Raw genomic sequence first — 12,829 nt, forward strand, 5'->3', positions numbered from 1 at the left:
CGTCATGGCGTGGGTTCTGCTGGTTGTCGCCGGTCTGCTCGAAGTCGGCTGGTCGATAGGGATGAAGTACACCGAGGGGTTCACCCGGTTGTGGCCGAGTGTGTTCACGGGCCTCGGGATCGTGATGAGCATGGTGTTGCTGTCCCATGCGGCGAAGACGCTGCCGATCGGTACGGCGTACGGCGTGTGGGTCGGTATCGGTGCGGCCGGTGCGGCGGTTCTCGGCATGGTGGTGCTGGGTGAGCCGGTGACCGCTGCCCGGATCTTCTTCGTTTCTCTGCTGCTGGTGGCTGTGGTGGGGCTGAAGGCGACCTCGGGTCACTGACGCGGTGCGGGGGTGCCCTGCGGTGCCGGGGTGCCGGGGGCGCCCGGGAGGAAGTCGTAGCGGTCCCGGTCGCCGTTGTCCCCGCCGCCGTTCTCGGCGCCGCCGATTTCCGTTCCGCCGCCGGTCGGTGTGCCGGTGTCCGTGCCGCCGGTGGCGGGTTCGCTGATCCAGGGGGGCGGCGGGCTGCTGGGCGGGGTGCTCCCGGGGCTGCTGGGCGGTGTGCTGGAGGGGGTCTCGGACGGTGTTCCGGTGGTGCCGGGGCTGGAGTTCTCCTCGGTGGGCTGGACGGTTTCTTCGGCGCCGCTTTCGAGGCTGAGGTCGAAGTTCTCGACCGTGGTGCCGCGCAGCGCGGCCTCGGTGTACTGGGCCCAGGTCTGGGCGGGCGCGCCGCCGCCGTTGATGCGGGCCAGGCCGAGTGCTCCGTAGAGCGGTTTCTGTGCGCCGGTGTCGGGGTCCTGGCCCATGACGGCGATGACGGTGGTGAGGTCGGGGGTGTAGCCGGCGAACCAGGCGGCTTTGTCCTCTTCGGCGGTGCCGGTCTTGCCCGCGGCGGGGCGGCCGGCGCCCTGGGCGGCGATGCCGGAGCCGCTCTCGACGACGCTCTGGAGGACGGCGGTGGTGGTGTCGGCGGCTTCGCGGCTGACGGCCTGTTCGGTGTCCCTGCCGGGGAGTTCCAGGTCCTCGCCGCCCTTGCTGATCTTGTCGACGAGGGTGTACGCGCCGTGCCTGCCGTGGTTGGCGAGGGTGGCGTACGCCTCGGTCATGTCGAGGACGCTGGCGGTGGCGACGCCGAGGGCGATGGACGGGTAGGGGGTGAGATCGGGGGTGTTCTTGGGGATACCGAGGTCGATGGCGGTCTGCCTGACCTTGTCGGGGCCGACGTCCTCGGCCATCTGGGCGTAGACGGCGTTGACGGATTTGTCGGTGGCGATGCGGACGGTGATGGGCCCGTAGCTGATGTCGTCCTCGTTGGCGGGGGCGTATCCGGTGGGTCCGTTCGGGCCTTGGACCATGCGTTTGTTGGTGCCGTCGTACACGGTGTTGGGGGTGATGCGCCGGCCGTCCTGGGTGGTGGAGCCGCTCGCGACGGCGGAGGTGAAGACGAAGGGTTTGAAGGTGGAGCCGACCTGGTAGTCGCGTCGGGTCGCGTTGTTCACGTACTGCTTGGTGTAGTCGATGCCGCCGTACATGGCGACGACCCGGCCGGTGCCGGTGTCGATGGAGGCGCCGCCGACGCGGACATTGCGGTCGGCCTCGCGCTCTGTGCTCGTCTGGGACATGACGTTGTCGTCGACGGCTTTGACGAGCGCGTTCTGTTTCTTCTTCTCCAGTGTGGTGGTGATTCGGTAGCCGCCGGTGGCCAGGGTGTTCTCGTCGATGACCTCGTTGCTGGTGAGGTAGTCCTCGACGGCCTGGATGATGTAGCCGCGCTGTCCGGAGAGCCCGGTGGGCGGCTTGGCCTCGCCGGGTACGGGGAATTCCATGGTGGCGCGTTCGCCGGCGGCGAGCCACTTCTCCTTGACCATGCCGTCGAGTACGTAGTTCCAGCGCGCGAGGGCCGCGGCCTTGTTCTGGGGGTGGACGACGACGTCGTACGCGCTGGGGGCGTTGAGCAGGGAGGCGAGGTAGGCGCCCTCGGCGGTGGTGATGCCGTCGATGTCCTTGCCGTAGTAGGCCTGTGCGGCGGCCTGGATGCCGTAGGCGTTGCGGCCGAAGTAGCTGGTGTTGAGGTAGCCCTCGAAGATCTGGTTCTTGGACTCCTCGCGGTTGAGTTTGACCGCGATGAAGAACTCCTTGATCTTGCGGATGATGGTCTGTTCCTGGCCGAGGTAGTAGTTCTTGACGTACTGCTGGGTGATGGTCGAGCCGCCCTGTTTGCCCTTGCCGGTGAGGGTGTTCCAGGCGGCGCGGGCCATGGCTGTGAGGTCGACGGCCGGTTCGGAGTAGAAGTTGCGGTCCTCGGCGGCGAGGACGGCGTGCTGGACGTCGAGCGGGACCTGGGCGAGCTTGACGTTCTCCCGGTTGACCTCGCCGGAGCGGGCGATGACGCTGCCGTCCTTGTAGAGGTAGACGTTGGACTGCGCGGTGGCGCTGGCGTTGGCGGGCGGGATCTCGACGAGCTGGTATCCGGCGATGAAGCCGCCGATCAGGAGCAGGGCGACGACGACGAGTGCGCCGAGGACCATCCGCCAGGTGGGGAAGGCGCGCCGCCAGCCGGTGCGCTTGGGGCGCCTGTGCTTGTTCGCCCGGCCGGCTTTGCCGCCCCGATCTGCGCTGTTGCCGCTGTTGCCGCTGTTGCTGCCGTGGGCGGACGGGTCCCTGGGGTCCCAGCCCCGGGGTTCGTGTTCCCCGTTCGGCTGCTGTGGCTCGTCGCTCATGTCCGTGCAGACTCCTCGGCCGAGGTCAGTTCCCCCATAGTGCCCTTTTCTATGGAATAAGCCGCGGATCGACCCCTGAAAAGCGGTCGCGGCGGCCGTCTTCGTTGGGCTAAGGTCCTGCGTTTTGGTGTCCAACGCCGTTGGGTGCCCGGGCGATGGGGGTGGATGCGGTGCGGCTGTACGCGGTGGTGGCGGCGGGTGGGTTCCGGCGCTATGCCACTTACCGGACTGCGACGGCGGCGGGAGTGTTCACCAACACCGTCTTCGGTTTCATCATGGCGTACACCTATGTGGCGCTGTGGGACGAGCGTCCGCAGCTCGGCGGCTATGACATGCCCCAGGCGCTCACCTATGTGTGGCTGGGGCAGGCGCTGCTGATGACCTGCGCCATGATGGGCGGCGGTTTCGAGGACGAGCTGATCGAGCGGATCCGCACGGGCGATGTCGCGGTGGATCTCTACCGGCCGGTGAACCTCCAACTGTGGTGGCTGGCGGGTGACTTGGGTCGGGCGGCGTTCCATCTGCTGGGCCGCGGCATCGTGCCGATGCTGCTGGGGTCGCTCGCCTTCGATCTGGCGCTGCCCGCCTCGCCGGGGGTCTGGCTGGCCTTCCTCGTCTCGGTGGCGCTCGGTGTCGTGGTCAGTTTCGCGATCCGCTATCTGGTGGCGCTCTCCGCTTTCTGGCTGCTGGACGGGGCGGGGGTGTCGCAGATGACGGCCCTGGCCGGGATGTTCTTCTCCGGGATGCTGCTGCCGCTGACGCTGTTCCCCGGGGTGCTGGGCGACGTGGCGCGGGTGCTGCCGTGGTCGTCGCTCCTCCAGGTGCCGGCCGATGTGTTGCTCGGCAAGAGCACGGGGTGGGGGCTGGTGGAGGCGTACGCCTTTCAGGGCGGCTGGGCGCTGACGCTGCTGCTGGTGGGGCGGTTGGTGCAGTCGGTGGCGACGAGGAGGGTGGTGGTTCAGGGTGGCTGAGACGATCGGTGCGGTGGAGGCGGCGGACACGCCCGAGGTGGTGTTCGTCGAGCGGTCGAGGTTCGTCGAGGGGGTCCGGGCATACGGGCTGATCGCGACGATGTGGCTGCGTTCGACGATGGCGTACCGCGCCTCGTTCGCGATGACGGCGTTCGGGAACTTCGCGGTGACCGCCTTCGACTTCGTCGCGATCCTGCTGATGTTCCAGCACGTGGATGCGCTGGGCGGTTACACGCTGGCGGAGATCGCACTGCTGTACGGGGCCTCGGGCACCGCGTTCGGTCTCGCCGACCTGGTGATGGGCTCGATGGACCGGCTGGGGCGGCGGGTGCGCGACGGCACGCTGGACACGCTGCTGGTACGCCCGGTGCCGGTGCTCGCCCAGGTCGCTGCGGACCGGTTCGCGCTGCGCAGGATGGGGCGGATCACCCAGGGGGCGCTGGTCCTCGGCTACGCGCTGGTGACGCTGGACATCGGGTGGACACCGCTGAAGGTGGCGATGGTTCCGCTGATGCTGCTGAGTGGGGCGGCGATCTTCGCGGCGGTGTTCGTGGCCGGGGCGGCGTTCCAGTTCGTCGCGCAGGACGCCTCCGAGGTGCAGAACTCCTTCACGTACGGCGGGAACACCCTGCTCCAGTACCCGCCGTCGATCTTCTCGAAGGACCTGGTGCGCGGGGTCACGTTCGTGGTGCCGCTGGCCTTCGTGAACTGGCTGCCCGCGCTGTATGTGCTGGGCCGGGACTATCCGCTGGGCCTGCCGGACTGGGTGGCGTTCCTGCCTCCGGTGGTGGCGGGTCTGTGCTGGCTGCTCGCGGGCCTGGCCTGGCGTTCGGGCCTGCGCGCGTACCGCAGCACAGGCAGTTGACGAAAACATCGAGCAGGGCGAGAGCAAGGGCGAGGGCATCCGACATGAACGCAGAAACCCACACCGACACCGACACCGGCACGGACATCCGCACGGACATCGGCAAGGGCACCGACATCGGCTTCATCGAGCTCGACAACGTCGAAAAGGTCTTCGACGTGCGCCGCAAGACCGGCTTCATGCGCAGTGAACGCCGCCAGGTGCGAGCGGTCGACTCCATCAGCTTCCGCGTCGCACGTGGCGAGATGGTCGGCTACATCGGCCCGAACGGTGCCGGGAAGTCGACCACGATCAAGATGCTGACCGGCATCCTCACCCCGAGCGGCGGCCGGTTGCGGGTGGCGGGCATCGACCCGTCCAGGGAGCGTACGAGGCTGGCTCACCGCATCGGTGTGGTGTTCGGCCAGCGCACCACGCTCTGGTGGGACCTGCCGCTGCGCGACTCGTACCGGCTGATGCACCGGATGTACCGGATTCCCGACGCCCGCTACCGCGAGAATCTGGACCGCTGTGTCGAACTCCTCGATCTGGGCGAACTGTTGGAAGTACCCGTACGGCAGCTTTCGCTGGGGCAGCGGATGCGCGGCGACATCGCGGCGGCGCTCCTGCATGATCCCGAGGTGCTGTACCTGGACGAGCCGACGATCGGCCTGGACGTCGTCTCCAAGGCCAAAGTCCGTGGATTCCTGCGGGACTTGAATGCCGAACGTGGCACGACCGTGCTGCTCACCACGCACGATCTGACGGACATCGAGCAGCTCTGCAAGCGTGTGATGGTGATCGACCACGGCCGTCTGATGTACGACGGGGCGCTCGCCGGACTGCATGAGGTGGGCGAGAGCCAGCGGATGCTGGTGGTCGACCTGGAGCGTCAACTCCCGCCGATCCGCCTGGAGTCGGCGCCCTCGGTGCGTACGGTGAAGGTGGAGGGGCCGCGCCAGTGGCTGGCCTTCCCGGCCTCGGAGTCGGCCGCACCGCTGGTCGCCCGGATCGCGGCGGACTACCCGCTGGTCGACCTGTCGGTGCGGGAGCCCGACATCGAGGCCGTGATCGCGAAGATGTACGCGTCTGCCGGCGGCATGTAGATCGGTGATGGGAGCGTACGCGTTCAATAGGCTGCGCGGTATGACAAGTGACCTTCCGGAAATGCGTGCCTCCGATGCCGAGCGTGAGCGTGTCGCCGAGACTCTGCGCGAGGCGGTGGCCGAGGGCCGGCTGGAGATGGAGGAGTTCGAGCATCGGCTCGAAGCAACCTACAAGGCGCGTACGTACGGGGAGTTGGAACCGCTCGTGCGTGACCTCCCGGCGCCGGGCACGGCGGTGGCCCCGTTGGGTTCGGCCCCGGCAGCCGCGGCGACGGGTTCGGCGGTGCGCTGGGCGGACCGTATCGGCAAGCCCGCCACCTCGGGTGGTGCCTTCGCGCTCTGGGGCGGTTTCGGTCGCCGGGGAAACTGGACGGTGGGCCGGAAGTTCACCGCGTTCGCGATGTGGGGCGGCGGCGAGATCGACTTGCGCGAGGCCAACTTCGAGGACCGCGAGGCGGTCATCCGCTGCTTCACGATCATGGGCGGTATCCGCGTGAAGGTCCCGCCGGAGCTGAACGCCCAGGTCAGGGGCATCGGCATCATGGGCGGCTTCCGTGAGCAATCGAAGGACGAGGGGACCGTGTCCCCGGACTCCCCGCGGGTGCGGATCACCGGCTTTGCGCTGATGGGCGGCGTCCGGGTGGAGCGCAAGCGGAGCAAGGCGGAGAAGCAGCGGCTGAGGGACACGGAGCGGGCGCGGCTGGAGAAGGGCCGGGGGTCCTCGGGCCGCTCCGAGGACTGAGCCCGATCCGTCCTCCGGTCTTCCGCCGACCCCGGCCCCGCCGTCAGAACTGGTCGGAGACGGGCCGGTCGTGTTGCAGGGCCGGCAGGTCGACCAGTGAGCCCAGCCGCTGGTAGCCCGTGTCGTTCAGGTGGAGATGGTCGCCGCAGTCGTAGGCGGGCAGCAGCCGGGTCGGGTGGTACGGATCGCGGGCCGCCTTGTCGAAGTCGATGACCGAGTCGAAGATCCCGCCCGCCCGGATCAGCTCGTTGACCTGTTCCCGTACGGCGTTCTGCGTGGGTGTCCAGGTGCGGAACCCCTCGTACGGCATCAGCGTCGCCCCGACGACCCGCAGTCCGCGTGCGTGAGCGCGCCGGGTCATGGACCGCAGCGCGTCCGCGATGCGCTGCGGGTCGGTCTCCTGCGGGAACTGCTGCACATCGTTGATGCCGAGCGCGATGACGACCGTCTTCACCCCGGCGGCGTCCAGTACGTCGCGGTCGAAGCGGGCGCTCGCCCGTACACCGCGTCCGTCGCGCAGGATGCGGTTGCCCGCGATGCCGGCGTTGACCACTCCGTACCGGCCGTGCAGCCGGTCGGCGAGCACGTCGGGCCAGCGGCTGTTCGCGTCGAGGGTGGAGCCGGTGCCCGCGGTGAGCGAGTCCCCGATCACCGCGATCGTTCCGGCGGCGGTCTCGTTGTGTACGTCGACGGCGGTGAGGTAGCGCCAGTCGGTGGTGCGCCGGGTGCCCTGCCCGTCCTCCACGTACGACGTCTGGTGGGTGCCCGGGTGGATGGTGACGGGGCCCTCGGCGGTGGGGGTGCGCAGGGTGACGACGAGATCGGCGTCGGCGGCGACCGGGACGAGGACCGGGTCGCTGACGATCTGTCCGCCCGCGGCGACGGTCACGGCGGCGGCGCCCCGGAAGGTCACGGGGCGGGTGTCGACCGTGGCGTGGTCCACGACCAGCGGGTGCGTGCCGAAGAGGTTGGAGAGGGTGATGCGGGCCGCGTCGCCGCCGATGCTGGTGTGCACGACGTTACGGATGGTGCGCCGGGTCAGGTCGCTGCCGTTGTACGTGTCGATCACGCCGGTGGTGGGGGCCGCCGCCCAGGTGCCGAGCCAGAGGCCGGTGGAGTGGGCCGGTGCGGCGGGCGTACGGGCCACGGACCGCGGGTCGGGTGCGGCGATCTGCTGCGACCGGGTGCCGGAGCCGGAGAAGAGCAGGGAGCCGGCGAACGCCACGCCGGCGGCGAGCGCGGCGGTGCCCGCCACGAGGGCGATGAGCAGGGCGTACCCCTGGCGCCTGGGCATGGAAGGTGTGTCTCCTCGTGGTGAGACCGACCGGCAACGGGGGCGGCGTCGCCCATTTGCCGGTCGGTCTTAATCGGACTGATCCCATGATGGGGCAAGGTGTCGGGAACTCGATGTGCGGCCCGGGAGTAGGTCAGGTAAGGACAATGCGTACGGGACACCGGGGGCGATGCGTACGCGGACGGGTGGAGCGGATGGAACGGATCGATGGGACCGGACCCGGGGAACAGGGTGCGGGGCAGCCGGAGCGTGCCCGGGAGCAGGTGGCGGGCGCGGCCCGTCCCGCAAGCGGTGGCCGCCCGGCACCCCTCGCCTCGTTCGCGTACACCGCAGCCGACGAGGAGAAGCGTCGCGGCGTACGCCGGATGAAGACCACGGCCACGGGCCTCCTTCTGCTGGTCGCCCTCGTGTACGTCCTCGCCACCTGGGCGAAGAGCGCGGGTGTGGGCGGCTGGCCCGGCTTCGTCGCCGCGGCCGCCGAGGCGGGGATGGTGGGTGCGCTGGCCGACTGGTTCGCCGTCACGGCACTGTTCAAGCGCCCGCTCGGCCTGCCGATCCCGCACACCGCCATCATCCCCACCAAGAAGGACCAGCTGGGAGCCTCGCTGGGTTCCTTCGTCGGCGAGAATTTTCTCTCCGGCGATGTCGTGCGCAGCCGTATCCACGCCCTGGGTATCGGTGGCCGGCTCGGCTCCTGGCTGGCCGAGCCGGAACACGCCGGCCGGGTGACCGCCGAGCTGTCGACCGCGCTGCGCGGTGCGTTGACGGTGCTGCGGGACTCCGATGTGCAGGCCGTGGTGGGTGAGGCGATCACCCGGAGGGCCAATGCGGCGGAGATCGCTCCCGGTCTCGGCAAGATGCTGGAGAAGATCGTCGCGGACGGTGGCCACCGCAGGATGGTGGACCTGATCTGTGTGCGCGCCCACGACTGGCTGGTGCTGCACGGCGATTCGGTGATGGACGCGGTGCAGGGCGGGGCACCGGGCTGGACGCCGCGGTTCGTCGACAAGCGGGTGGGGGAGCGGGTCTACAAGGAACTGCTGCGCTTCATCACGGAGATGCGGGACATGCCGGGGCACCCGGCGCGCGGTTCGATCGACACGTTCCTGACGGACTTCGCGGCCGACCTCCAGACGGACTCGGACACCCGGGCACGGGTGGAGCGGCTGAAGTCGGAGATCCTGGGGCGCGGCGAGGTCCAGGAGGTCATCGCATCGGCCTGGTCGTCGGTGCGCGCGATGATAATTGCGGCTGCGGACGACGAGCAGAGCGAGCTGCGGCTGCGTGCGCGGGCCTCACTGCTGACGTTCGGCGCGCGGCTGGCGACGGACGGGCGGATGCAGGCCAAGCTGGAGGGCTGGCTGGAGGACGCGGCGGTCTATGTCGTCACGACGTACCGCGCGGAGATCACGTCGCTGATCAGCGACACGGTCGCGAGCTGGGACGCGGACCAGACGTCGAAGAAGATCGAGGCACACATCGGCCGTGACCTGCAGTTCATCCGGATCAACGGCACGGTGGTGGGTGCGCTGGCGGGGCTGCTGATCTATACGGTGTCGCGGGCACTGGGGGCGTAGGGCCCGGTTTCCGGCTCGTCGGAGCCTTGAGGGTTCCGGGTGCGTACCCGTCCTGTCGTACGGATACGCACCCGGCTTACGCGGGGGAGTGCCCTTGAATACGCACATGGCCCCGCCCGCGTTCAACGCGTCCGGCAGATGATTACCGGCTGATCACCGGCAATCCGTACCCGGTTCAGGCGGCCCGGCGGGTGACCGCCCACGACGCGGCGGCCATGCTGCCCGCCACGGCGAAGACGGCGGGCCAGGCGCCGACCTTCTTGGCCAGCGGGTGCGAACCGGCGAACGCGGCGACATACGCGGTGGTCAGCCCGACGGCCGCGCGCGGCCCGGCCTGCCGGTTCCACTCGTACGCGGCGACGGTGCCCGCGGCGGCGAGGGCGACCCCGCCCAGCGGCCGCTTCTTGGTCCACCGTGCGACGGCGTACCCGCCGACCAGTCCGCTCGCCGCCACTGCCGCTGCCGGAACCTTCGCCATCGCAGCCACCTTCGCCTTCTTGTCTGAGTTGTCCGGACCCGGAGCCCGGGTCTTCGAGGCTAACGCGGCGTGCGGACTTCCTGTCGCCGAGGGGGTGTACAAGCGTTTACCCTTGGGGGTGAACGAGCGTGCACCTCTGCGCGAAGCCCCTGCCGACGAGCACCGTACGGAGAGCCATGCCCGCGGACATACCCGCCCCGACCGCCGCCACGGATGAGGCCCCGCATCCCCGTTTCGCCGTAGGCGTCCTCGCGTTCTGCGGTGTCGTGGTCGCGGTCATGCAGACGATCGTCGTCCCGCTCCTCCCGCACATTCCGGCCCTCACCGGCGCGACCCCCGCCGCCGCGAGCTGGCTGGTCACCGTCACCCTCCTGACCGGCGCCGTCTTCACGCCCGTCCTGGGCCGGGTCGGCGACATGTACGGCAAGCGGCGGGTGCTCGTCGCCTCGCTCATGGTGCTGGTGGTGGGCTCGGTCCTGTGCGCGGTCAGCTCCCACATCGGGGTGCTGATCACCGGCCGCGCCCTGCAGGGTGCGGCGCTCGCCGTCGTACCGCTGGGCATCAGCATCCTGCGCGACGAACTCCCACCCGAGCGGGTGCTGTCCGCCGTGGCGCTGATGAGCTCCACGCTCGGCATCGGCGCGGCGGTCGGGCTGCCGGTCGCGGCGCTCGTCGTCGAGAACTTCGACTGGCACACGATGTTCTGGGTCTCGGGAGTGATCGGCGTCATCGACATCGTGCTGGTGCTGTGGTGCGTACCGGAATCCCCGCTCCGCACCCGCGGCCGTTTCGACGCCGTCGGCGCGCTGGGGCTGTCCGGGGCCCTGGTCTGTCTGCTGCTCGCGGTCACCCAGGGCGCCGACTGGGGCTGGACGTCGGCGCGGACGGTCGGTCTGCTGGTGGCCGCCGTCGTCGTGGCGCCGGCCTGGGGAGCGTACGAGCTCCGCGTCCCGACGCCGATGGTCGATCTGCGGGTCTCGGCCCGCCCGGCCGTCCTGCTCACCAACGTCGCCGCCCTGCTGATCGGCTTCGCCTTCTATGCGAACTCCCTGGTCACCGCGCAGATGGTGCAGGAGCCGAAGGCGACGGGTTACGGGCTCGGCGCCTCGCTCGTCGTCAGCGGGCTGTGTCTGCTGCCGGGCGGCGTGATGATGGTGGCGCTCTCGCCGGTCTCGGCGCGGATCTCCGCGAAGTACGGTCCGAAGGTGAGCCTGGCGCTGGCGGCGGGCGTGATCGCGGCCGGCTATGTGGTGCGGTACTTCACCAGCCACAGCCTCTGGATGATCATCGCCGGTGCGACGGTCGTCGCCTCGGGCACGGCCATCGCGTACTCGGCGCTGCCCGCGCTGGTCATGCGCGGCGTACCGGTCAGCGAGACGGGTGCGGCCAACGGCCTCAACACCTTGATGCGGTCGATCGGGCATGCCTTCTGCAGCGCGACGGTGGCCGCGGTCCTGGCCGACATCACGTTCCTGGTGGGCGGCCGGACGGCCCCGACGCTCCACGCCTACCAGGTGGTCTTCCTGATCGCGGCGGGCGCGGCGCTCGCGGCGCTGCTGGTCACGCTGTGCCTGCCGGGCGGCCGTACGCCCACGCCGGGTACGGTCGAAGAGAGCCGCAACGCCCCGGGCGACCGGAAGGACGGTGTGCGGACGATGCCGATCCAGGAGGGCGCATGACCAGCCGCCAGGCCACCGTTCCGGCCCCGGCTCCGGCCCCGGGACCGGAGCCGACCGCTGTCGATCCGGGTACGGGCCGGGACGCGATCCTGCGCGCCGCCCGCCGGGCGTTCACACAGCGCCCCTACGCCGAGGTGACGATAAGAGGGATCGCGGCCGACGCCGGAGTGAGCCCGTCCCTGGTCGTCAAGCACTTCGGCCGCAAGGAAGAACTCTTCAACACCGTCGCCGACTTCGGCCCCGCAGCCGCCGAACTCTTCGACGCCCCGCTCGACATGCTGGGCCGCCACATGGTGGTGACGCTGGTGAGCCGCCGCCGGGAACTGCAGTCCGACCCACTGCTGCGGGTCGTCTTCTCGCTCGGCAACCGCGACGAACGCTCCCTGCTGCGCGACCGCTTCCACGAACAGGTCACCGACGCCCTGGCCGCCCGCCTCACCGGCCCCGAACGCACCCTGCGCGCCGAACTGATCGCCGGCCACCTCCTCGGCCTCGGCGCCACCCTCAGCCTCCACCGCGAGGGCGCAGGCGTGGACGCCACCCCCGAACACATCGCGGACCTGTACGCGCCCGCGCTGCAGACCCTGATCACGGGGTGAGGAACCGGCGACGCCGGGAATGTGGGGTCCGGGCTGATCGGCACCCGCGACCGCATCAACACCTGGATGCAGGGCCACCCGGAGGACTACCGCTGACGGTCGCCGCCCTGTGCCGACCGCGCCGGGCGGGCGGTGCCGTCACGGGTGATAGAGCGCCCGGGACCGGCCGGGGTCGACCGCCCCACCCTCTTCCGCAGGCAGGCCCACACGCAGGAAATAGTCCGCCTGCCACTCCTGCGTACGGCCTGCCTGGCGATTGGTCGTCGTGACCCAGGGCGGGTAGACGCGGAAGGCGCGCTTCCCACCGCAACCGTTCCTCGACACGATGCCCCGCTCGCAGAGCACGTCCCGCGGAAACACGAACTGCCCGAAACGGTCGGCGTCACGGGTGCTGATGACGAAGAGATCGACAGGGTCCTCGGAGTCGTAGGGCTGAATCGGCCCACCGGCGGACCGCTTCCACACCGTCACGAACTGGCCGACCTTCGTCGGGGTCGTCCTGGCCGCCCGGAACCTGACGGCGGCGCCGTCCACGGTGAATACATGCGCCCCGTACTCGGCGCTCTCCGCCTCGGGCACCGGCCGGGAGCATATGAACCCGCACGGGTCGTAGACCAGGGACTTCGCCGCGAGAAGGTCGGCGTGCATCGACCCCTCGCACGACCAGGGCTCGGGTGCGGGGCCGGGCCCACAAGACGTCATCATTCATCCGATTCTGTCATCGCGCCGCAGGAGGGGCGCCGACGAGTGCACGGGGCCGGCCGCACGCGGGTTCGGCTGCCGTGGCTGACCCCGAGACCCGCCCGGCCGACGGGGCTTCGCCATGCCCTGCCCCC

The 12,829-nt window shown here is 70.0% G+C and carries 12 protein-coding genes; 8 read left to right on the plus strand and 4 right to left on the minus strand.

The genetic code is table 11. The features are described from left to right. Window positions 1-4 precede the first annotated feature (4 nt). Window positions 5-325 carry a DMT family transporter gene (locus NRF20_RS28575; RefSeq protein WP_093900307.1) on the plus strand — a complete coding sequence of 107 codons (321 nt, stop codon included), beginning with the start codon at window positions 5-7 and terminating at the stop codon, window positions 323-325. On the opposite strand, the gene NRF20_RS28580 is transcribed toward NRF20_RS28575, so the two are convergent. After that, window positions 319-2,703, minus strand: coding sequence for a transglycosylase domain-containing protein (locus tag NRF20_RS28580; RefSeq protein WP_413753536.1), 2,385 nt, complete (start codon window positions 2,701-2,703; stop codon window positions 319-321). The genes NRF20_RS28575 and NRF20_RS28580 overlap by 7 nt on opposite strands. A gap of 170 nt (window positions 2,704-2,873) precedes the next feature. On the opposite strand from NRF20_RS28580, the gene NRF20_RS28585 reads away from it, so the two are divergent. From NRF20_RS28585 to NRF20_RS28600, 4 genes are all read left to right on the plus strand, one after another. Next, entirely contained in the window at window positions 2,874-3,674 is an 801-nt protein-coding gene (locus NRF20_RS28585; protein ID WP_413754616.1) for an ABC transporter permease, read from the plus strand. A gap of 4 nt (window positions 3,675-3,678) precedes the next feature. Continuing rightward, window positions 3,679-4,539: an ABC transporter permease gene (locus NRF20_RS28590; protein WP_413754617.1), complete on the plus strand. Its 861-nt coding sequence runs from the start codon at window positions 3,679-3,681 to the stop codon at window positions 4,537-4,539. 44 nt (window positions 4,540-4,583) lie between these two features. Then, entirely contained in the window at window positions 4,584-5,624 is a 1,041-nt protein-coding gene (locus tag NRF20_RS28595) for an ATP-binding cassette domain-containing protein (RefSeq protein WP_413753537.1), read from the plus strand. A gap of 61 nt (window positions 5,625-5,685) precedes the next feature. After that, window positions 5,686-6,366, plus strand: coding sequence for a DUF1707 domain-containing protein (locus NRF20_RS28600; RefSeq protein ID WP_398631930.1), 681 nt, complete (start codon window positions 5,686-5,688; stop codon window positions 6,364-6,366). Window positions 6,367-6,409: 43 nt separating this feature from the next. Here NRF20_RS28600 and NRF20_RS28605 read toward each other — a convergent pair whose 3' ends face one another. Beyond that, window positions 6,410-7,660, minus strand: coding sequence for an SGNH/GDSL hydrolase family protein (locus tag NRF20_RS28605; RefSeq protein ID WP_413753538.1), 1,251 nt, complete (start codon window positions 7,658-7,660; stop codon window positions 6,410-6,412). A gap of 194 nt (window positions 7,661-7,854) precedes the next feature. Between NRF20_RS28605 and NRF20_RS28610 the strand changes: the two genes are divergently transcribed. After that, the gene (locus NRF20_RS28610; protein WP_413753539.1) at window positions 7,855-9,237 is read left to right on the plus strand and encodes a DUF445 domain-containing protein; all 1,383 of its coding nucleotides are present in this window, start codon (window positions 7,855-7,857) and stop codon (window positions 9,235-9,237) included. 175 nt (window positions 9,238-9,412) lie between these two features. Here the strand turns inward: NRF20_RS28610 and NRF20_RS28615 are convergent, their stop codons facing one another. Continuing rightward, complete coding sequence (locus NRF20_RS28615; RefSeq protein WP_114244728.1) at window positions 9,413-9,715, minus strand: hypothetical protein; 303 nt, start codon at window positions 9,713-9,715, stop codon at window positions 9,413-9,415. A gap of 176 nt (window positions 9,716-9,891) precedes the next feature. Here NRF20_RS28615 and NRF20_RS28620 point away from each other — a divergent pair, with 176 nt between their 5' ends. Both NRF20_RS28620 and NRF20_RS28625 read left to right on the plus strand, forming a co-directional pair. Then, window positions 9,892-11,394, plus strand: coding sequence for an MFS transporter (locus tag NRF20_RS28620; protein ID WP_413753540.1), 1,503 nt, complete (start codon window positions 9,892-9,894; stop codon window positions 11,392-11,394). Beyond that, window positions 11,391-11,993, plus strand: coding sequence for a TetR family transcriptional regulator (locus tag NRF20_RS28625; protein ID WP_398631831.1), 603 nt, complete (start codon window positions 11,391-11,393; stop codon window positions 11,991-11,993). The genes NRF20_RS28620 and NRF20_RS28625 overlap by 4 nt, the downstream gene beginning before the upstream one ends. 138 nt (window positions 11,994-12,131) lie before the next feature. On the opposite strand, the gene NRF20_RS28630 is transcribed toward NRF20_RS28625, so the two are convergent. Beyond that, window positions 12,132-12,641 carry a MepB family protein gene (locus NRF20_RS28630; RefSeq protein ID WP_398631830.1) on the minus strand — a complete coding sequence of 170 codons (510 nt, stop codon included), beginning with the start codon at window positions 12,639-12,641 and terminating at the stop codon, window positions 12,132-12,134. Window positions 12,642-12,829 lie beyond the last annotated feature (188 nt).

It is taken from the genome of Streptomyces sp. R-74717, from assembly GCF_047305335.1.
Taxonomy (GTDB): domain Bacteria; phylum Actinomycetota; class Actinomycetes; order Streptomycetales; family Streptomycetaceae; genus Streptomyces; species Streptomyces atratus.